Source organism: Halorussus amylolyticus (genome assembly GCF_004143485.2).
Taxonomy (GTDB): Archaea; Halobacteriota; Halobacteria; order Halobacteriales; family Haladaptataceae; genus Halorussus; species Halorussus amylolyticus.
Genome location: NZ_ML974131.1, coordinates 82,337 through 100,659 on the forward strand (window position 1 = coordinate 82,337; position 18,323 = coordinate 100,659).

At 67.6% G+C, this 18,323-nt stretch carries 16 protein-coding genes; 5 read left to right on the forward strand and 11 right to left on the reverse strand.

Annotated elements, in window-relative coordinates:
• Positions 1-47: 47 nt before the first annotated feature.
• Positions 48-1,400: a cytochrome P450 gene (locus EKH81_RS04390; protein WP_132059145.1), complete on the forward strand. Its 1,353-nt coding sequence runs from the start codon at positions 48-50 to the stop codon at positions 1,398-1,400.
• Positions 1,401-1,461: 61 nt separating this feature from the next.
• On the opposite strand, the gene EKH81_RS04395 is transcribed toward EKH81_RS04390, so the two are convergent.
• The 8 genes from EKH81_RS04395 to EKH81_RS04430 form a co-directional block, all read right to left on the reverse strand.
• Complete coding sequence (locus EKH81_RS04395) at positions 1,462-2,751, reverse strand: MBL fold metallo-hydrolase (protein ID WP_132059146.1); 1,290 nt, start codon at positions 2,749-2,751, stop codon at positions 1,462-1,464.
• Positions 2,752-2,804: 53 nt separating this feature from the next.
• On the reverse strand, positions 2,805-4,022 hold the full coding sequence (locus EKH81_RS04400; protein ID WP_132059147.1) for an ABC transporter substrate-binding protein: 1,218 nt from the start codon (positions 4,020-4,022) through the stop codon (positions 2,805-2,807).
• Positions 4,023-4,088: 66 nt separating this feature from the next.
• Positions 4,089-5,117, reverse strand: a complete 1,029-nt coding sequence (locus EKH81_RS04405) for a HEAT repeat domain-containing protein (protein WP_132059148.1) — start codon at positions 5,115-5,117, stop codon at positions 4,089-4,091.
• Between the two features lie 149 nt (positions 5,118-5,266).
• Positions 5,267-6,151: a ZIP family metal transporter gene (locus EKH81_RS04410; protein WP_132059149.1), complete on the reverse strand. Its 885-nt coding sequence runs from the start codon at positions 6,149-6,151 to the stop codon at positions 5,267-5,269.
• A gap of 90 nt (positions 6,152-6,241) precedes the next feature.
• Positions 6,242-7,675, reverse strand: coding sequence for a serine hydrolase domain-containing protein (locus EKH81_RS04415; RefSeq protein WP_132059150.1), 1,434 nt, complete (start codon positions 7,673-7,675; stop codon positions 6,242-6,244).
• Between the two features lie 375 nt (positions 7,676-8,050).
• Positions 8,051-8,872 (reverse strand): ABC transporter permease subunit, encoded by an 822-nt coding sequence (locus tag EKH81_RS04420; protein ID WP_132059151.1) that lies wholly within the window; start codon positions 8,870-8,872, stop codon positions 8,051-8,053.
• Positions 8,869-9,672 carry an ABC transporter ATP-binding protein gene (locus EKH81_RS04425; RefSeq protein WP_132059152.1) on the reverse strand — a complete coding sequence of 268 codons (804 nt, stop codon included), beginning with the start codon at positions 9,670-9,672 and terminating at the stop codon, positions 8,869-8,871. Before EKH81_RS04425 ends, EKH81_RS04420 begins: the two co-directional genes overlap by 4 nt.
• A complete protein-coding gene (locus EKH81_RS04430) occupies positions 9,669-11,633 on the reverse strand; it encodes a NosD domain-containing protein (RefSeq protein WP_132059153.1) in 1,965 nt (654 codons plus the stop codon). Before EKH81_RS04430 ends, EKH81_RS04425 begins: the two co-directional genes overlap by 4 nt.
• A gap of 134 nt (positions 11,634-11,767) precedes the next feature.
• On the opposite strand from EKH81_RS04430, the gene EKH81_RS04435 reads away from it, so the two are divergent.
• Positions 11,768-12,421: a nitrous oxide reductase accessory protein NosL gene (locus tag EKH81_RS04435; RefSeq protein ID WP_132059154.1), complete on the forward strand. Its 654-nt coding sequence runs from the start codon at positions 11,768-11,770 to the stop codon at positions 12,419-12,421.
• Here the strand turns inward: EKH81_RS04435 and EKH81_RS04440 are convergent.
• Positions 12,407-13,120, reverse strand: coding sequence for an SOUL family heme-binding protein (locus EKH81_RS04440; RefSeq protein ID WP_132059155.1), 714 nt, complete (start codon positions 13,118-13,120; stop codon positions 12,407-12,409). The two genes, EKH81_RS04435 and EKH81_RS04440, sit on opposite strands and share 15 nt — an antisense overlap.
• Before the next feature lie 182 nt (positions 13,121-13,302).
• Here EKH81_RS04440 and EKH81_RS04445 point away from each other — a divergent pair, with 182 nt between their 5' ends.
• Entirely contained in the window at positions 13,303-13,707 is a 405-nt protein-coding gene (locus EKH81_RS04445; RefSeq protein ID WP_132059156.1) for a 30S ribosomal protein S6e, read from the forward strand.
• Between the two features lie 51 nt (positions 13,708-13,758).
• Positions 13,759-14,199, forward strand: coding sequence for a DUF7112 family protein (locus EKH81_RS04450; protein WP_132059157.1), 441 nt, complete (start codon positions 13,759-13,761; stop codon positions 14,197-14,199).
• 317 nt (positions 14,200-14,516) lie between these two features.
• On the opposite strand, the gene EKH81_RS04455 is transcribed toward EKH81_RS04450, so the two are convergent.
• Complete coding sequence (locus EKH81_RS04455) at positions 14,517-15,839, reverse strand: dihydroorotase (protein ID WP_132059158.1); 1,323 nt, start codon at positions 15,837-15,839, stop codon at positions 14,517-14,519.
• 72 nt (positions 15,840-15,911) lie between these two features.
• The gene (locus tag EKH81_RS04460) at positions 15,912-16,973 is read right to left on the reverse strand and encodes a bactofilin family protein (RefSeq protein WP_132059159.1); all 1,062 of its coding nucleotides are present in this window, start codon (positions 16,971-16,973) and stop codon (positions 15,912-15,914) included.
• A gap of 219 nt (positions 16,974-17,192) precedes the next feature.
• Between EKH81_RS04460 and EKH81_RS04465 the strand changes: the two genes are divergently transcribed.
• Positions 17,193-18,182, forward strand: coding sequence for a replication factor C small subunit (locus EKH81_RS04465; protein ID WP_132059160.1), 990 nt, complete (start codon positions 17,193-17,195; stop codon positions 18,180-18,182).
• Positions 18,183-18,323: the final 141 nt, after the last annotated feature.

The following is an 18,323-nucleotide window of genomic DNA, read 5'->3' on the forward strand; positions in this document are numbered from 1 at the left end:
ACGTGTCCGACAGAACACCGTAGTTAGAATAGTTCAAACAAACGGACATGAGCACCGGACTGAGCTACCCGCCCGGACCGAACGGACTGCCGGTCGTGGGTAACACGCTCGATTTGAGCCGCGACGTCTTCGAGTTCTACGAGCAGTTACGCGACGAGTACGGTCGGATAGCGAGCTATCGAGTGTTCGGAACCGACGCCTGCATGGTCGCCCATCCGGACGCAATCCAGAAAATCCTCCTCGACGACCACGATGCTTTCGAGAAAGGTGAGGTTATCACTCGGAACCTCGACGACGCTATGGGGGAGGGTCTCTTCCTGACCGAGGGCGACCAGTGGAAAAGTCAACGCACGCACGTCCAACCCGCGTTCTACCGCCAACGGCTGAACACGTACGTCCCCGAGATGCGCGCCACGGCGACTGAAATGGTCGAACAGTGGCGCGATGGGACAGTCCTCGAAGTGAACGACGCGATGACCGAGACGACGATGGACGTTCTCGGGCGGACGCTGTTCGGGGTGGACGTCACGGACGAACCCGTCGTGGCCGAGGCGTCGGACGCGATTCTCGCGCGGTTCGACACGAACCGATTCTGGTCGTTCCTGCCCGAGACTATCCCCACGCCGACGAATCGGCGGTACAAGCGAGAACTCGAACGGCTTCGAACCTTCGTCGATACTCTCACGGCAGAGCGCCGGGACCAGCCGCCGGAGAACCGCGGCGACGACCTGCTGTCGATACTCGTCGAATTTCTCGAAGCGAGCGACCTGACGCGGGAGGAACTCCGAGACAACATGGTCACGTTCCTCTTCGCCGGTCACGAGACGACGTCGCTCGGCCTCACGTACGCGCTGCTCTGTCTCGCCCAGCACCCGGAGGAACAGGAGCGACTTTGCACGGAAATCGACGCCGTCTGTGACGGACGCGTGACCGCTGACGACCTCGCGGAACTCGAACACACCGAACGCGTCATCGACGAGGCGCTGCGTCTCTACCCGCCGGTGTACATGTTCTTCCGAGAAGCGACCGAGGACGTGGAACTGGCCGGGTACGACATCCCCGAAGGAACGACGTTAGTGTTGCCCCAGTGGGTCGTCCACCGCGACAGCGCGTGGTGGGACGACCCGAAGGCGTTTCGTCCGGACCGGTTCGCAGCGGATTCGGGTCGCCCCGAGTACGCATATTTCCCGTTCGGCGGCGGCCCTCGCCACTGCATCGGGATGCGATTTGCGCGCATGGAGATGAAGACGGTGCTCGCCACAATCCTCAGCGACTACACGTTCGAACTCGTTTCCGACCCGAACCCGGACCTGATTGCCAGCTCGAACCTCAAGCCCGGGGACCCAATCGAGATTCGACTCCGCGAACGCGAATCGTCCGGTGCGGTGAATCACGATTGAGAACGAATCTGCTCGAACTGACGCGCGATAGCCGTTCACGTCTCGTTGCACGGGCCGGTACTCACGGACTGCCTTCTGGCTCTGCGGTCTCTCCTGAGAACGCCTCCGGTTCGGCAGTCGAGACTGCGATTCGCTCTCCGAGTTCCGGCGCGCTCGCGTCGAACCCCTCTTCTCGCAGTTCGTCGGCGAACTCCGCACACCGGTCGCCGTGATTCACCAGAATCTCCGAATCGCGATACGAGTCGAGAAATCCGAGGAGACCGTCGCGGTCGGCATGCGCCGAGAAATCGTACGACTCTACTTGCGCGCTCACGGGCATCACCCGCCCGTCGATTTCGGCCCGTCCGGAGTCGAGAAGTTCCCTGCCGGGCGTTCCTTCGACCTGATAGCCCGTCATCGCAATCTTGTTCGTCGGATTCGCTCGAATCTCGGGGATGTACGAGACGACTGGCCCACCGCTCAGCATTCCGGCCGTCGTCACAATCGCGGTGTTCTGCTCCGCGATGCGCTTTCGCTGGCCGTCCCGGCCCGTGACGAACCGGGCGTGTGATTTTGCTCGCTGAAGCGCCTCGGAGTCCCGGACGAACTCGGGATACCGACGCGCGATTCGGGTCACGCGCTGGCCCATCCCGTCCACGTAACAGTCGATGTCGTTGGCCGCACACACCATCAGCATCTCCTGCGTACGCCCGATTGCGAACGCGGGAACGACCACGGTGCCACCTTCCCAAATCGTCATCTTCACGCTCTCGGCGAATCGCTCCTCCACGTCGCTCCGCGAACCGCGAGTCACGTCCGAGTACGTCGATTCACAGAGCACCACGTCGGCGTCGGGCCGTGCGGTCGTGCCCGAGAGCAGTTGGGTGTCCTCGGTGTGGAAGTCGCCGGTGTAGAGTAAGCGCGTCTCGCCATCGTCCACGAGGGCGTGCGCGCTTCCGGGGATGTGTCCCGCGTCGAAGAAGGTGACCTCGTGGCCCGCCGCCTCGAACGTCTCGCGGTAGCCGTGGGTCTCGGAGACCTGCGACATGCGCCTGATTTCGACCTCGGTGAACGGACAGTCGTAGCTCCCGCCGTGGAGTTTCAGGGTGTCCTCGGCCAGCACGCGGGTCAGGTCGCGCGTCGGCGGCGTCCAGTGGATGGGCGGCCGGGCGTCACCCGATAACAGGGAGGGAATCGACCCGACGTGGTCGAGGTGGCCGTGGCTGACCACCACCGCGTCGGGGTCGGGATTTTCGAGCGGAAACGACGGCGGATTCCCGGTCGCCGTCCCGTAGTCGAGCAGGAGAGAATCGTTGACGAGGATGGCGCTCCGGCCGACTTCGCGCGCCCCGCCGAGAAATTCGAGATTCATTACCGACTGTTACCGGGCGAACCCTTTTTCGTTCGTCGGTTCCCCCGCCGTCCTCAGAACTCCCCGTTCACGATGTCGGCGACTCGCTGGCGGTCGAACAGTTCCTCGTCGCCGAACTCGTCGGGGTAGAGACCCTGTGCGGCCCCTTCGAGTTGGAACAGGTGGATAATCGGCCCCTGGTAGGTCAGGCCGCCGTAGATGACGCGGTCGTTCTCGACCGCCCGGAGTTGGCTCGCGACCTCGTGGTCCCGGAGGTGCGAGACGATTTCGTCCTCGAAGTACTCTCGGGTGATTTCGCCCTGAAGCCGAATTGCGAGTGCGTCCGGGTCGATTTCGAGCAGGGACTCGAAGTCGATTTCGCCGCCGCCCGCTTGAGCGTCTCGAACGTCGTTCTGAGCCAGCGCGTCACCGACGTTCAGGTCGTTCCACTGCTTGGACTGGGTGCCCTCGCCGACGAGGTACGGGTAGAACGATTCGGGTGGCACCTCGGCGGGGTACAGCACCGCGATGTCGGGCGTCTCCTCGGGAAGTCGCACCTGCACGTCGTCGAGAATTTCGTCGTGGTACGCCGCGAACGCCTCGTATCGCTCTCGCTCTCGGAACACCGCCGCGAGTTTCTCGAACGCCTCGTACAGCGAGTAGTCGGCGTAGTCGTGCCAGTCGTACACTCGCGAGAAAATCGTGTTCCCGAAGAAGGGACCGACGTTGTCTCCGATTTCGTCCACGTCGTCCTGACTCCACTGAAGTCGGTTCACCATGAAGTTGGGGTCGATGACGTGGAGGTCGGCGTCGAGTTCGTAGAAGATTTCCTTGTCGGTGCCGTCCTGCCAGAGTTCCGCGAGGTCCGCTTTGTCCACCGAAACGCCGGGGAGTTCGTCGTAGAAGTGCGACCCGAATCGGGCGCGGACCCCGATGGCCGAGAGGCCGTCGGCCTGCCCGAGCGCGACGCCCATGTCGGCGTAGTCGCCCGTGTACGGGAACCACGTCTCAGGCACCGCGTCGAACTCGACGGTTCCCATCGGGTCCATCTCGACCGAGTAGGAGTCGGTCGCTTCGGTGGTGGTCTCGGTTTCCTCCTCGGTCGCCGACTCGGCTTCGGTCGGTTCGGGGGTCGTCGCCTCCGCGGTGGTCGTCTCGGCGCTCGTCTCGGTTGGCGTCGATTCCGAGTCGGTCTCGCCGGTACATCCCGCAACCAATCCGGCGATACCGACGCCCGCACCGGTCTTCAGAAATCGACGCCGCGTGGGTCGCTCCCCAAAATCTCGTGCCATGGATTTAGGCGGGCCTAAAACGTAAAAGCGTTTTCGATTTTTCGGCTGGCCTAAAAATTGGCAGATTCAGTACGCCGCGCCGCACCGCGGACACATCGGGGGCGACTCTTCGGGGAGCGCGAGGCCGCAGTTCGGACACTCGTCGGAGTCGGCCGTCGTGAGTTCCGCGACGATTTCGTCGGTCGTCGCGCGTATCGCTCCGACGGTTCCCACGCCGTCGAACCGTCCGGAGTCCGGCCCCTCGTCACCGCCGAGCGCGCTCGCCGCGAAGCGAGCGCGCTCGGCCACGAACTGCTCGTCGTCGGCCAGCGCGCGAAGTTCCGGTTCGGGAATCGGAGGCTCCTCCGACTCTGATTCCGATTCCGATTCCAACCGAGCGAGCAGCCCGAGCGCCTCCGCCGCCCGCCCTCGGACGTGGGCGTTCTCGTCGTCGAGTCGCTCGCCGAGGCGCGTGCGCGCCTCGGCGAGCGCGTCGGGATGCTCGCACCCGACGACGACCAGCGCGGTCGAGAGGTGGTACCGGACCAGTTCGCTCTCGTCGCCGAGGTGCTCGGCCACGTTCGAGACGTGGTGTTCGAGTCGCCCCGGATTGCCGATGGCGACGTGTTCGAGCGCCTTCGCCAGTTTCTCCTTCACTTCGGGTTCGTCGAACGAGAGACCGATTCGGAGGTCGGCGAGCACCTCGGGCGACGCCACCGACTCGGGGTGTTCGAGCGCGACGTAGCCGAGCGTCTCGGCCGCGCGCGCCCGGACGAAGTAGAGTTCGTCGGGGTCGGCCAGTCGCTCGGCGAGCGCCGGGGCGACCGGGACCACCGCGTCCGGCGTCGCCTCGGCGAGCGCGACGAACAGCTTCGCGGTTCGCAGGCGAACCGCGCGGTCGTCGTCCGCGAGGAACGTCCGGAGGGTCGGTGTGAGCGGTTCGAGCGCGACCGGTCGCTCGTCGGCGAGCGACCGGAGCGCGCCCAGCGCGGCCTTCCGGCCGTCGGCCGAGGCAGTCTCGAATCGTTCGAGACACGCGACGGCCTCGTCGCGGTCACCTTCCTTCACGAGGTCGGTCAGGCGCTCTACCGGCGGCCGGTCGGGTGGGGAGTCCATGTGACCGTCGTGCTGAGTCTCTCGGGGCGACCCCAAAAATTCCCGGTTCGCGTCTCGGGTCCCCGTTCGCGTTCGCCGTCCGGTTCGCGTCTCGGGTCCCCGTTCGCGTTCGCCGTCCGGTTCGCGTCCGGTCCGTCTCGACTGGCGGACTACCCGAGCGAGATGTCGAGGTACAGCATCACGATGATTCCGAGAATCGTCCCGAGGGTGGCGACTCGCTCGTGGCCCTTCGCGTGGGTCTCGGGCACGATTTCGTCGCTGATGACGAACAGCATCGCGCCCGCCGCGAATCCCATCGCGTAGGGGAGCAGCGCCGAGACGGATTGGACGGCGTACGCGCCGAGGACCGCCAGCGGAATCTCGACGACGCCCGACCGGAGTCCCGTGAACACGGCGTAGAACCGCCTGTTGAGTCCGGCGTTGACCGCGGCCACCGACACCGCGAACCCCTCCGGAATGTTCTGAATCCCGATTGCGAACATCAGCGGGATGGCCGTCCCGAGGTCGCCGCTCCCGAATCCCACGCCGACTGCGAGACCCTCGGGCATGTTGTGGAGCGTAATCGCGAGGATGAACAGCACGACGCCAGCGATGCGCTCGTCGTCCACCGGGAGGTCGCCCGCCGCCCGGTCGCGACCTGCGTCCGGGTCGCCGTCAGCGTTCAGGTCGTCGCCCGGATTCGCGGCGTCCGGGCGGCGACGTCCCGAGAGGAGGTAGTGGGCGTGGGGCACCAGCACGTCCGACCGGTCGAGAAACAGCGCGCCGAGCGCGACCCCGACGAGGACGGGAATCGGATTCCCGTCCGAGTACGTCTCGATGCCCGGGATGATGAGGCTCGTGAAGCTCGCGGCCAGCATCACGCCCGCCGCGAACCCGAGCGCGCCGTCCATCGCGCGCTCGGAGGGGTTCCGCCAGACGAACACCAGCGACGCCCCGAACAGATTGAGCGACGCGATGACGAGTCCCCCGACGAGTCCGTGGACGACCGGGTTCGACCCGAAAAGCTGCGTGAACTGCTCTACCACGCGCGCCACCCTCGGTCACGAACTCTCATCGGTGTATAGCCGAACCGTCAATTCCGAGCGTCTTGAAACTGGGTGTCGTCGAAACGTCCCGCTCGCGTCTCACTCCTTGTGAAGCCGCCATCGCTGGAGCAGGAGGCTCACGTCGTCGTCCGTCACGACAAATTCTACGGGCACGCGCTTGCCCCGCGCGGTCACGGTGTAGTACGAGTGGTCGTCGGGGTCGAGACTCTCGGGAAAGACGCGGTACTCCGCCGACCATCCGGGGTCGTCGGCCGTAATCGTGAGGCCGCTGCCAGACTGCTCGACGGTCGCGGTCCGGACCTCGCGGTGGGAGGTGTACTTGCCGACGAGGGGTTCGGCCTTCCGGTCGAGCGCGTAGGTCGGCACCGTCGCGTGGGGGTCTGCGCCCTCCGCGAGCGCGAGGACCGCCTTGCCGACCACCGAGGGGTGTTTCTCGGGCGCGGTGTTGCACGCGACCACGACGCCGACACCGGCGTCTTCGAGGTAGCCGAACCACGCAGTGGTCGTGCCCATCATGCCGCCGTGGCCGACCAGCGTGTCGTTCAAGAACTCGGTCGCAGACAGGCCGTAGCCGTACCCCTGCGCGCGCTCGTCGAGGTAGTCGTCGCGGGTCGCGTGGCGCTCGGTCATCCGCGAAACCGAGTCCGGCGAGAGGAGTCGTTCGCCCTCGAATGACCCCTCGCCGAGGTACATTCCGACGTAGTTCGCCATCTCCGCGACCGAACTCAGCATGCCGCCCGGCGCGTAGGTGAGTTCGTCGAGCGCGAGGTCGGCCTCGACCGCCTCGGTGGCCGAGTCTCCGCCGTCTCCCGTCCCGTCTTCGTCGTCGCCCGCGTCTTCGAGGTTGTAGCCGGTCATTCGGTCGTCATCGGCTTCGAACGCCTCCCGCGAGAAGCACGACCGGTCCATCCCGAGCGGGGCGTGGACGTTCTCGGCGACGTACTCCGCGAACGACTGGCCCGACACCTCTTCGATTACTTTTCCGAGCAGGGTGTAGCCCGTGTTGTAGTAGAAGAATCGCTCGCGGTCGGTCAGTCGCTCGTCGGCCGACGTTTCGACGTGACGGCGGAAATCGTCGTCGCCCGTGATGGGAAGCCCGGAATCGCCCTCGCCCCGGTCGGTGAGTCGGGTCACGAGCGCCGAGAGATTCCCGTCGCTGGGCATCCCCGAGGAGTGACACAGCAGTTCGTGGAGCGTCACGGGGTCGCCCGGCACGTCTCGGAGGTGGGGCAGGTAGTCGTCCACCGGGTCGGAAATCGCGAGGTCGCCCGCCTCCGCGAGTTGCATGAGTGCGACCGCAGTGAACGACTTCGTGCAGGAGCCGATACCGTAGAGGGTGTCGGGCGTGGCGGGCGCGTTCGCCGCGCGGTCGCGCGCGCCGAACCCCTCGGCGTAGGCGAGACCGTCAGTATCGACCACGGCCACGCTCGCGCCGGGTACGTTCTGGTCGCCGACCCACTCGCTCACGAACCGCTCGATGTCTCGTCGCGTCTCCGCTTCGAGGTCTGACATGTGCCTACGTGAGGAGGGGTGTGATATAAGCGCGGGGTTCGCGGAGAGGGACGCCGGACGGACGACTCCGCGTTCCGACCCGCGTGCGACCGTTTGACCCGTTCGAACGCTCGACTGAGCGCCCGCAGGCCTCGATACGGTATCCGAGCGCCTTCTGCTTGTTTGCTCTCACTTATCCGACTTCGCCCCGTAGCGTGCCCGTCACGTCCGAACGTCCGTTCATCACCGGCGGCGACCGGGACGGACCCGACATCGGCGGCGAGTGGGCCGAAGGCGGTGACCGCGAAGAACTCCCGACGGGGCGAGTCCGGCGGGGTCGCCGTCTCCGGCGGACCGAACCGCCGGTTAGGCGACTTCGGTTGACGACTCCCGTGCTCACCGGTCGGTCTTGGGCCACACCGCGAACACGGCGACGGCGAGCGACGCGACCAGCCACGCGCCGAGTCCGGCGAGACCGGCGACGGGCGAGGCCGCCGGAGTCCCCGTCTCGACCCCGCCGACGACGGTCTCCAGGACGAGGCCGCGGAACGCGCTGTTGGGGCTCAGCGCGAGCAACGACGGGAGGGCGGCGTCGGGGACGACGCCGCCCGCGAGGCCGGCGACGAGTCCGGCGTCGAAGCCGAGGACCAGCGCCACGCCGAACGCCGTGGCGAGCGCGAGCCCCGCGCGAGCGGTCCCGGCCGTCGCCGAGATGGCGATGGCCACCGCCGCGACGACCAGCGCGAACCCCGCGGTGAGGACGACGAAGCGAACGTAGCGAATCGGCGAGTCCATGCCCGCGTGGGTCGCGAGAAAGCTGCTCTCGGTCCCGCCGGAGAGCGGGACGACCGCCGCCACCGCGAGCAGTGGGACGAGGACCGCGACCAGGAGCGCGGACGCGCGACCGAGGTACGTGCCGAAGACGAACGTCGCCCGCGAGACGGGGTAGGTCCGGACGACGTCGAGTTCGCCGCGCTCGTCGTCACCGAGGAGAGCGCGATAGCCGAACGCCAGCGCGAGCGCCGGGACCAGCACTTCGACGGGCGCGAGCAGGTCGAGGACGAGCGGGACGTAGCCCCCGGCGTTCGCGGTCCACGCGAGCATCCCGACGACCGCGGCAAACCCCGCGGTCAGCGCCAGAAAGGCCCGCGTTCGGACCACGGTGGTGAGTTCGCGGCCGACGACCGCGAGGAGTCGGTCGAACGCCGGGCGGCTCACGCGCCGTCACCTCCCCGCGTCCGGACTCGAATCGAGGGGTCGCCTTCGTCGTCACCGGCCTCCCGCGCGGTGAGCGCCAGGAACGCCTCGCGGAGCGACGCGGCGTCGACCGACGCCGAGAGTTCCTCCGGCGGTCCCGACCCGACGATGCGCCCGCGGTCGAGCACGGCGACGGCGTCGGTCTCGGCCGCGCCCGTGAGGTTGTGAGTCGCCAACAGCACGGTCGTTCCGTCGTCGGCGAGGTCGGCCGCCACTTCGAAAATGTACTCGGTCATCCGCGGGTCGAGGTCGCCGGTCGGTTCGTCGAGGACGACCAGCGGCGGGTTCCCGAGGATGGCCTGACCCACGCCGAGCAACCGAGTCATGCCGCCCGAAAGCGCGTCCACGCGGCGGTCCCGGACGGCCGACAGTCCCACGCGGTCGAGCGTCGCGTCCACGTTCGCCTCGCCGTCGAGCAGGTCCGCGTAGAACTGCAGGGTCTCCCCGACCGTGAACGCGGGCCTGAACGACGGCGCCTGCGGGAGGTAGCCGATTCGCCGCCCGCTCGGGGCCGGTGGCGGGAGCGTGACGCTACCCGCGTCCGGGCCGAGCAGTCCGAGTATCGCCCGGAGGAGCGTCGTTTTCCCCGACCCGTTCGGTCCCACGAGCGCCGCGACGGTTCCCTCCTCGACGCCGAACGACGCGTCCGACAACACGTCGACGGCCCCGAACGAGTGGGTCAGTCCCTCGACTTCGAGCGCCCGCGTCTTCGGCGACTCGGCGCTCGGTCGTTCGCGTCCGTGCTGGCTGGTGTCGGTCATGCGTTCTGATCACTCGCGTTTGGATCGGTCGCGTCGCGGTCGCTCGCGTTTCGGTCGCGCGAACCGTCGTCGACGAGGGCGTTCGGACGGACGGACTCGGCGAGCGGTGCCTCGTCGACGACGCCGGTCGGTCGGAGGCCGGGGACCAGCCCCTGAAGCGTCCGGATCGCCCCCTGGGCGGGCGACTGGGCGAGCGTGCTCGCGCCCGGAACGTCGCCCACGCGGCCGTCGACCGGGCCGGACGGGTGGAACGACCGGTCTATCGTCCCGTCCCCGTCGGCGTCGACGCCGGGCGCGTCGTCCCAGTAGTTCCCCCGACCGTCGGCGGTCCAGACCCGGAGCGGGCCGAGGTACGCCGAGACGTATCGGTCGTTGTCCACGAAGTCGTTCGAGACGACGCGGTTGGTCGGGATTATCGACGCCGCGCGAACGCCTATCTCGTTCCAAGCGACAACGTTCCGCTCGTAGAGGGAAACCTTCGACGGCGCTTTGAGGCCGTATCGGTTGTCGGCGACCACGTTGTCGGCGACGTACGACGCCTCGCCGCCGACGTTGATACCGACGCCGTTGTCCCGAGCGTCGTTTCCGACGATGAGGTTCCCGGTCGGCCGGGTCATCACCACGACGCCCGTATCCGCTCCGCGGACGGTGTTGTTCGCCACGAGCGCGTCCGATGTGTACATCTCGTGGACGCCGAACCGCAAGCCGTCGCGGCCGAGCATCTCGTTGTCCCGGACGACGAGGCCGTCGGCGAGGTGGGTGTAGACGCCGTCTCGCCCGTCGACGAACGTCGAGTTCTGGACGACGACGCGCGAGCGCATCACCATCACGCCCATGAAGCCCTCCTGCCACTCGTCGCTACCCTCGACGGTCACGTTGTCCACGACCGCGCGCTGGCTCCACCGGGCGACGACGCCGTTCGCGGGCGTCTCGATGGAGACGTTCCGCACCAGCGAGCCGTTGGCACCGGCGAGTTCGACCGCGGCGTCCCCGTAGCCGTACCCGAGCTGGACGCGGTAGTCCCAGTCGTCGCCGCGGTCGGTCGAGACGTTCTCGTCCACCAGCGTGTCGCCGACCCCCGAGATCCGGAGGTCGGTTATCCCGACCCGGGGCGCGGTCGCCGTCACGACGCTCCCGTTCGCGTCGCCCCGGAGGTGGGTCGCCGACCCGGCCCCGCGGAGCGTCAGGGGTTTGTCGACGGTGAGGTTGGCGTCGTAGGTCCCCGGCGGAACCACCACCGTCGTGTTCGGGGGCGCGGCCGCCACGGCCGCGTCGAGCGAGTCCGCGTCCTCGCCGACCACGACCGACACCGGCCGGTCTTCCAGGCGGTCTGCGTCGGCGACCCGACCGTCGGCCCAGTCGTGTTGCCGGTCGACCTCGGTCCGGAACGACTCGCGAGTCGACCCGCCGGTGTCGAACGAGCGCGTACGGACCCCGTCCCAGCCGACGACTTCGCCGCCGTGGTCGGCGGCGAAGTCGTCGGCGGCGTCCCGCGAGGAGAAGGGCACGACGGTCTCGCCTCCCGGCGTCCGGGCGCGGCTGTCGACGACGAAGTGGGCCTCCTCTGCGGGCACCCACCCGACGAACGAGTCGGGGTCGTCAGGCACGCGGAGGTGCCCCTCGTCGGTCACTCGTAGTTCGGCGCGCGCGTAGTCGCTGACGTACGTCGCGAGCGGCGCGCCGAACTGGCGCTCGTGGCCGTCGCGGGCGAGTTCGTCCACCAACGAGGTGACGCCGTAGTAGCCGACGACGTAGCGGTACTGGGTGTAGAACACCTCGGCCCGCGGTATCTCGACGTCGCGGTCGCCCGCTTCGACTGTCGCAGCTGCCGTCAGTCCCATGGTGACGGTGTCGTCGAACGGAACCGGGTCGGGGGCGCGGTCGCCCGCGTCCACCGCGAACGCGGCGCTGCCCACCAGCAGGAAGGCGAACAGGACGGCGAGGACGGGTCTCGGATTCATCTGGTCGTTCTCGACGGTCGAATCGTCGCGTCGGTGCCAGTACGGACGGCGTGTTTTTACACCTTCGCCCCGATTCTCCGGTTCCGAGAACGAGGGACCATTTGTATGCCGCTCGAACGCCTACGCACCCACTAATGTGCTTCGAGAACCCCGACGGAGACGGTCGTCGCCGCGGCCGCGACCCCCTCGCTGTCGACCGGATCGACGATTCGCCCGGGCCGGGCCACCCCAGTCGGCGTACCGTACTCGGCGCGGTTGGGCTCGCGACGACCGCGTCGCTGGCTGGCTGCATCGGCGACCTGACCGGCGGAAGCGAGGAGACGCCCGAGGCCGTCTCGCTCGCGGACGGGCTCGATTGTGACAACTGCGGGATGGTCATCGAGCAACACCCCGGTCCGAACGGCCAGCTATTCTTCGAGGACCGGTCGCCGGAGGGCCACGACAACCCCGCGCGCTTCGACGCGCTGAAGCAGTGTTTCTTCCCGTACAAGCTCGAACGCGAACAGGAGGGCTGGAACGCGGTCGTCGGCTACGTCACCGACTACTCGTCGGTCGAGTACGACGTCTCGACTCAGGGCGGGACGACCACCATCTCCTCGCACACCGACCCGGCGTCGTTCGCCGAGGCCGAGACCCTCCAGTACGTCGTCGAGAGCGAGGTCGAGGGCGCGATGGGCCCGGACTTCGTCCCGTTCTCCGAGTCCGAGGACGCCGAGTCGTTCGCCGAGGAGCACGGCGGCGAGGTGGTCGCCTACGACGACATCGGCGAGGGATTACTCGGCAACTGAGCCTGGGTCCGACCGGCTCTCGGCGTCCCTTTCGACGTCCAGCGCGTCAGCATCCACCTCGATGTCCAGCACCTCCGCGTCCGGGCCCACCTCCACCGCCACCTCGTTCCGGCGCATGAACGGCGGCGTCCACGGGTCGTCGTACTGAAGCACGGTCGGCCGCGTTCGGGGTTCGAGACCCCGATTTTCGAGCGCGTCGAGCAGGGCATCCCTGTTCTGCCGAACGCGGTCCTCGGTCGCGTACCACGAGAACGACCGGACCGCAAGGGCCCGGGGCGGTTCGACCGCCAGCCGAACCGCGGGGTTCGTCGGAATCGGGGCGTCTCCGGGGTCGTAGTCTTCGGGGAGGTAGAACGCCATCGTCGTCTCGTCGCCGTCGCCCGCACCGGTCCGGACCGGCGCGGTCATCGGAATCTTCGCACCCCTCGTCGCGACGGGCGCGGTCATCGCCACCTCGTCGCCGGTCTCGTTCTCGCCCGAGATGTACCGGAAGAGTCGCCCGAATGCGGCGCGTTCGTTCTCGGCGGTTGTCTCGGCGAGGACGAGCCGAGGATAACGCCGGAGTTCCGCGCCGTCTAATCGCTCGACCGTCTCGTAGGGCACCCGCTCGGTGGTGCGACCGACGTAGGCTCCCCAGCCGACCCACGCCGCGAGCAGGCCGCCCGCGGCAGTCAGCAGGGCTTTGGTTCGAGTGCGCATGGACCGACGACGCCTCCGAGCGTCAAAAGTTCACTTGCCGGACCACGCGCCTACTCGTCGGGCAACACGCTCGCTCGCCGGGGCGCTCCCGGTCGGAGCGCCCCGGCGTGGGCCGACGGCGTCGCCCTCGGACGAAAAGGTACTTCGATGTATTTTTACGCGCAATTCCCCTTCCTCTCCGTATGGCAGACTTTCAGGTCGTCGTCGCGGACCCCGACTCCGGGACGACTTTCCAGCGCGACGTTGACGGACAGGACGCGAACCGATTCCTCGGCAAATCCATCGGCGAGGAGGTAGACGGCGGCGCGGTCGGTCTCGACGGCTACACCGTCGAAATCACCGGCGGCTCCGACGCCGCGGGTCGCCCGATGCGCGGCGACGTGTCCGGCCCGAACCTGAAGGAGGTCCTCCTCGAAGGCGGCACCGGCTACAAACCCAAGCGAGACGGCGAGCGCAAGCGCGTGACCGTCCGCGGAGCCGAGGTCAGCGACGTGGTCGCCCAACTCAACGTCAAAATCGCGGAGCGCGGCGAGGCGTCCGTCGAGGACCTCCTCGGCGAGGGCGACGACGAAGAAGGCGACGAGTAACGACCGCAGGCGTTTTTACGCTCACGACCATACCCGGCGACAGCGATTGCTATGGCCGACCGCATCTCCAGCGACCACTCCTCGCTCACGACCGTCCGGGCCACGCTGGTCCGAAGCGGCGGACTCGACCGTCCGAAAGTAGTGATTCCCGACGACTCGGCCGACCTGTTTCCCGCCGACGAACTCGTTCGAATCGTGGCCGACGACGCCGAGTACCGCGCCCGAATCGAGTCGCCGCTCACCGGCGAGGGCCGCGAAATCCGCGGCCTGTACGACTCGCCGACGCTCGCGCGAAACCCCGGTGAGGCCGAGAATCGCCTCGAATCGTGGCTCGAAACGACCGGCATCGAGTTCGACCAGTCGGTCCTCGTGGACGTAATCGAGGCGGGGTTCAAGTACGGCTTCCGCGAACCCGGCGAGCGGGCGTTCTACGAGGCCACCGAGTCACCGGACGAGAGTCTGGCCGACATCGCGAATCAGTTGGACGGGTGAGGACACGACGGTCGGTATCGACTCGCACGAAATGGTAGATGAGGGCCGCCGAGGAGTTACGGCCCCAAGTGCCAGCAGCGGGGTCCGTCGTCCTCCAGACGGCTTTCGACTCATGGACGAGCAATTTTGCAGTCGGTGCGACAGTCGGCGTCGGTCCGCCGACGATACTGAATACGGACGTATTATAAATAACGCCACCTTTTCGGGCAATACTCGTCGTTCCTCGCTCAAAATAGAAACGTTTGTTTTCTAATTCTCGGGGAACCGTTCGATTTCGGAAATTGTTTCCCGTCGCGTCTCCGGTGGTTGGTCGAACGTCACGTTCGCACGTTTTCGCCGACCGGGTCGCCGAACTCGCCGTCGAGCGTTTCGTCCCCGCTTCGAGGCGTCTCCGACCCCTGGCTTGCGTCGTACACCACGCTTCCGCGAACCATCGTGAGTTCGGGGAACACGCCGGACATTCCCTCGAAGGGGGTCCACCCGCACTTCGCGTGGAGGTCGTCGCCGCGAATCTCTCGGGACGCGTCGGGGTCCACGATTACGAGGTCGGCCATCAGTCCCTGTTCGATTCTCCCCTTTCGCGCGAGACCGAAGACGTCGGCGGGGTTGGCCGCGGTCAGGTCGCGGACGCGCTCGTAGCTCAGATTCCCGTTTCGGGCCTCTTCGAGCAGGAGCGGGAGCATGGTCTCGACGCCGGGAACGCCGCTCGGGGCGTCCCAGACGCTCGCGTCCTTCTCCTCGCGGGTGTGGGGCGCGTGGTCGGTCGCCACGATATCCACCGTGCCGTCGGCCACGCGCTCGAAGACGGCCTTCCGGTGCTCCTCGCTCCGAAGCGGCGGATTCATTCGTCCGAAGGTGCCGAGGTCGTCGTAGTCGTCGCGCGAGAGGAACAGGTGGTGGGGCATCACCTCGCAGGTCGCGCCGCCCTCGACCGCCGCGTCGATGCCCTCCGGCGTGCTGGTGTGGGCGATGTGAATCCGGGCGTCGGCGTCCGCGCCGATTTCGCAGGCGCGCTCGACTGCGGCGACTTCGGCCTCCGGGGTCCGGTAGGCGCTCCACGCGTCGTAGTCGTCGGGGCCGCGCTCGGTGGCGTCCTCGGAGAACAGGTCGGCGTCCTCGGCGTGGACCGTCACGACCCGGTACTCGTCGGCCGCGCGCTCGACCGCCTCGCGGAACAGGGGTTCCTCGATGCCCATGTCGCCGGTCGAGTCGGCCAGAAACACCTCGCCGAGCGCCAGCACGGGCCGGTCGAACAGTTCGTCGGGGTCCCAGTCGGGCGTGACCCCGCCGTTGATTCCGTAATCGACGTACGACTTCGCGGCGAGGTCGGCCTTCAGGTCGAACGAGTCGCCGTCCACGGTCGGCGGGTCGGTGTTCGGCTGGTCCACGACGGTCGTCACGCCACCCGCGGCGGCCGACTTGCTCCCGGTCTCCCACGTCTCCTTGTGGGGAAAGCCGGGTTCGCGGAAGTGGACGTGGGCGTCTATCGCGCCGGGCAGGACGAGCTTTCCGGTCGCGTCGATGACCTCGCCCGCCTCGGTGAGCGTCGAGCCGACCCCCGCGATGCGGCCCGCGTCGGTGTCGATGCGAACGTCGCACTCGCGGCCGTCGGCGAGCGTCGCGTTCCGAATGGTGAGCATTGCTGGTCGAACGGTCGGCGGGCGAGCGTCCTAAGCCTCCCGATTCGGCGCGTCACGCGCCGAATCGGGAGGCTATCGCGCGCTTCCGGGACCGGGCGCGGCGGTCGCAGACGCCCGGCGCGACCGGCGTCCCCGGTAGCGATTTCGAACGGCGAGCGCGAGCGCGCCGAGACCGAGCAACAGGACCACGAACTGAATCAGGCCGCCGAGGATGGGAATGCGACTCAGGAGCGCGACGCCCACCACGCCGACGACGAGCGCGAGCCACTTGCTGTCGGCGTCGGCGAGCGAGACCGCCCACGTCCCGGCCGCGAACGCGCCGTAGACGCCCGCCAGCCAGAGCGCCAGCGCGTAGAGGAGCGCGCCGAACAGCGAGAGCGGAATGCCGATGATGGTGATGGCGAACAGCACCAGCAGTATCGGCACCGCGACGAACAGCAGGAGTCCGACCCCGGCCGACCGAAGGGGGTCGCCGACCGCGCGCTCGGCGAGGTCGCGCGAGAACGTCGGGAAGACGGCGAGAACGACCGCGCCGAGCAGGAGATTCACCAGCAGGCCGTACGCCCACCCGAGCCACCCGGGAACGATTGGCGGGGTGACGCCGACCTCCAAGTCGTCGCTCTGGCGGACCTCCCCCTCGACGGTCGCTCCGTCGGCGAGGTCGAGGTCGCCGTCGTACACGAGGTCGCCGCCGACCGACGCGGTCGGCGCGACCGTGATGGTGCCCGCGCCGAGGCGGGCGTCCTCGCCGACTTCGCCTTCGAGGACGACGTTGCCCGCGCCGGCCTCCAACTCCCCATCGACGCGGCCGTCCTGCGAGACGAAGACGTTGCCCCCGGCCGCGTTGGCGTCACCCGCGACGGTGCCATTGATGCGAACGTTTCCGGCGAACGCGTTGAGGTTGCCGTTCACCTCGCCCTCCACGAACACGTTCCCGGCGAACGCGGTCAGGTCGCCCTCGACCGTCCCACGAACCATAACGGTCCCGGCGAACGCGGTCAGGTCGTCGTCGATGGTCTCGTTCACGCCGACGACGACGTTGCCGCCCGTCCGGGTCTCGTCGGCCGCGACCGGCGCGGGAACGACCGAGAATACCACGACGACTGCGAGCAAGAGCGCGAATCCTCGTTTCATGTCGGCCACGTCGAGAGTCCCGAAGATAGTAATTGACTGATTGTGCGCGCACGAGTCGATTAAGCACGACTTGCGCTCGTGGCAACTTCGGATACTGACTCGCTCGACGGGCGATTTCCGACCTGCGGGGCGGGCGCGCGGTCGCGCGCCCGCCCCGCGAGAAAGTGATAGCGTCCGGACCTCGCGGGCTTTAAGACCGGCAAGCGCCACGTGTTCCACATGAGCGAGGCCGAGAGCGAGGGCGGCGACGTCTCCAAGGCGGGCCGACAGGAGATTTGGATAGAGAAGTACCGACCCCAGACGCTCGACGAGGTGGCCGGACACGACGACATCACCGCGCGCCTGAAGCGGTACGTCGAGCGCAACGACCTGCCGAATCTGCTGTTCTCCGGTCCGGCGGGCGTCGGCAAGACGACTTCCGCGGTCGCAATCGCCAAACAGCTCTACGGCGACGACTGGGAGAACAATTTCCTCGAACTCAACGCCTCCGACCAGCGCGGCATCGACGTGGTTCGAGACCGCATCAAAAACTTCGCGCGGTCGTCGTTCGGCGGGTACGACTACCGAATCATCTTTTTGGACGAGGCCGACAGTCTCACGTCTGACGCACAATCGGCGCTCCGCCGGACGATGGAGCAGTTCTCGAACAACACGCGATTCATCCTCTCGTGTAACTACTCCTCGAAGATTATCGACCCCATCCAGTCGCGGTGCGCGACGTTCCGGTTCGGTCCCATCGACGACGACGCGGTCGCCGAACAGATTCTGAAGGTCGCGGCCGCCGAGAACATCGAGACGACCGACGACGGCATCGACGCGCTCGTCTACGCCGCCGCCGGCGACATGCGCAAGGCCATCAACGCCCTGCAGGCCGCCGCGGTGATGGGCGAAGTCGTGGACGAGGAGGCGGTCTACACTATCACCAGCACCGCCCGCCCCGAGGAAATCGAGTCGATGGTCCGCCACGCGCTCGACGGCGACTTCGGCAAGGCCCGGTCGATTCTCGACGACCTGCTGACCGACAAGGGGATGGCAGGCGGCGACATCATCGACCAACTCCACCGGTCGGTGTGGGAGTTCGACCTCGACGACGAGGCCACCGTGCGCCTGATGGACCGAGTGGGCGAGGTCGATTACCGCATCACCGAGGGCGCGAACGAGCAGGTCCAGTTGGAGGCGCTGTTGGCGTCGCTGTCGCTCGGCGAGTAGCACGGGGCTGACTCGCCCGAAATCGCTCGTTTCGGCGGCAGTGCGATTCGAAAACGCCCCGCTCGCCGGGAAATCCCGCGTTGCTCGGTCGAAACGGCCGTCCGTCTTTTATCACCGACCCACGTACTCTCGGGGGAGTTA

What these genes read in the sequence shown, in the direction of transcription:
- EKH81_RS04400 (WP_132059147.1), bottom strand. Translation starts at nt 4,022, where the DNA reads ATGGCACGAGATTTTGGGGAGCGACCCACGCGGCGTCGATTTCTGAAG.
- EKH81_RS04440 (WP_132059155.1), bottom strand. Translation starts at nt 13,120, where the DNA reads ATGCGCACTCGAACCAAAGCCCTGCTGACTGCCGCGGGCGGCCTGCTC.
- EKH81_RS04430 (WP_132059153.1), bottom strand. Translation starts at nt 11,633, where the DNA reads ATGAATCCGAGACCCGTCCTCGCCGTCCTGTTCGCCTTCCTGCTGGTG.
- EKH81_RS04390 (WP_132059145.1), top strand. Translation starts at nt 48, where the DNA reads ATGAGCACCGGACTGAGCTACCCGCCCGGACCGAACGGACTGCCGGTC.
- EKH81_RS04435 (WP_132059154.1), top strand. Translation starts at nt 11,768, where the DNA reads ATGTGCTTCGAGAACCCCGACGGAGACGGTCGTCGCCGCGGCCGCGAC.
- EKH81_RS04445 (WP_132059156.1), top strand. Translation starts at nt 13,303, where the DNA reads ATGGCAGACTTTCAGGTCGTCGTCGCGGACCCCGACTCCGGGACGACT.
- EKH81_RS04405 (WP_132059148.1), bottom strand. Translation starts at nt 5,117, where the DNA reads ATGGACTCCCCACCCGACCGGCCGCCGGTAGAGCGCCTGACCGACCTC.
- EKH81_RS04425 (WP_132059152.1), bottom strand. Translation starts at nt 9,672, where the DNA reads ATGACCGACACCAGCCAGCACGGACGCGAACGACCGAGCGCCGAGTCG.
- EKH81_RS04450 (WP_132059157.1), top strand. Translation starts at nt 13,759, where the DNA reads ATGGCCGACCGCATCTCCAGCGACCACTCCTCGCTCACGACCGTCCGG.
- EKH81_RS04455 (WP_132059158.1), bottom strand. Translation starts at nt 15,839, where the DNA reads ATGCTCACCATTCGGAACGCGACGCTCGCCGACGGCCGCGAGTGCGAC.
- EKH81_RS04415 (WP_132059150.1), bottom strand. Translation starts at nt 7,675, where the DNA reads ATGTCAGACCTCGAAGCGGAGACGCGACGAGACATCGAGCGGTTCGTG.
- EKH81_RS04395 (WP_132059146.1), bottom strand. Translation starts at nt 2,751, where the DNA reads ATGAATCTCGAATTTCTCGGCGGGGCGCGCGAAGTCGGCCGGAGCGCC.
- EKH81_RS04465 (WP_132059160.1), top strand. Translation starts at nt 17,193, where the DNA reads ATGAGCGAGGCCGAGAGCGAGGGCGGCGACGTCTCCAAGGCGGGCCGA.
- EKH81_RS04460 (WP_132059159.1), bottom strand. Translation starts at nt 16,973, where the DNA reads ATGAAACGAGGATTCGCGCTCTTGCTCGCAGTCGTCGTGGTATTCTCG.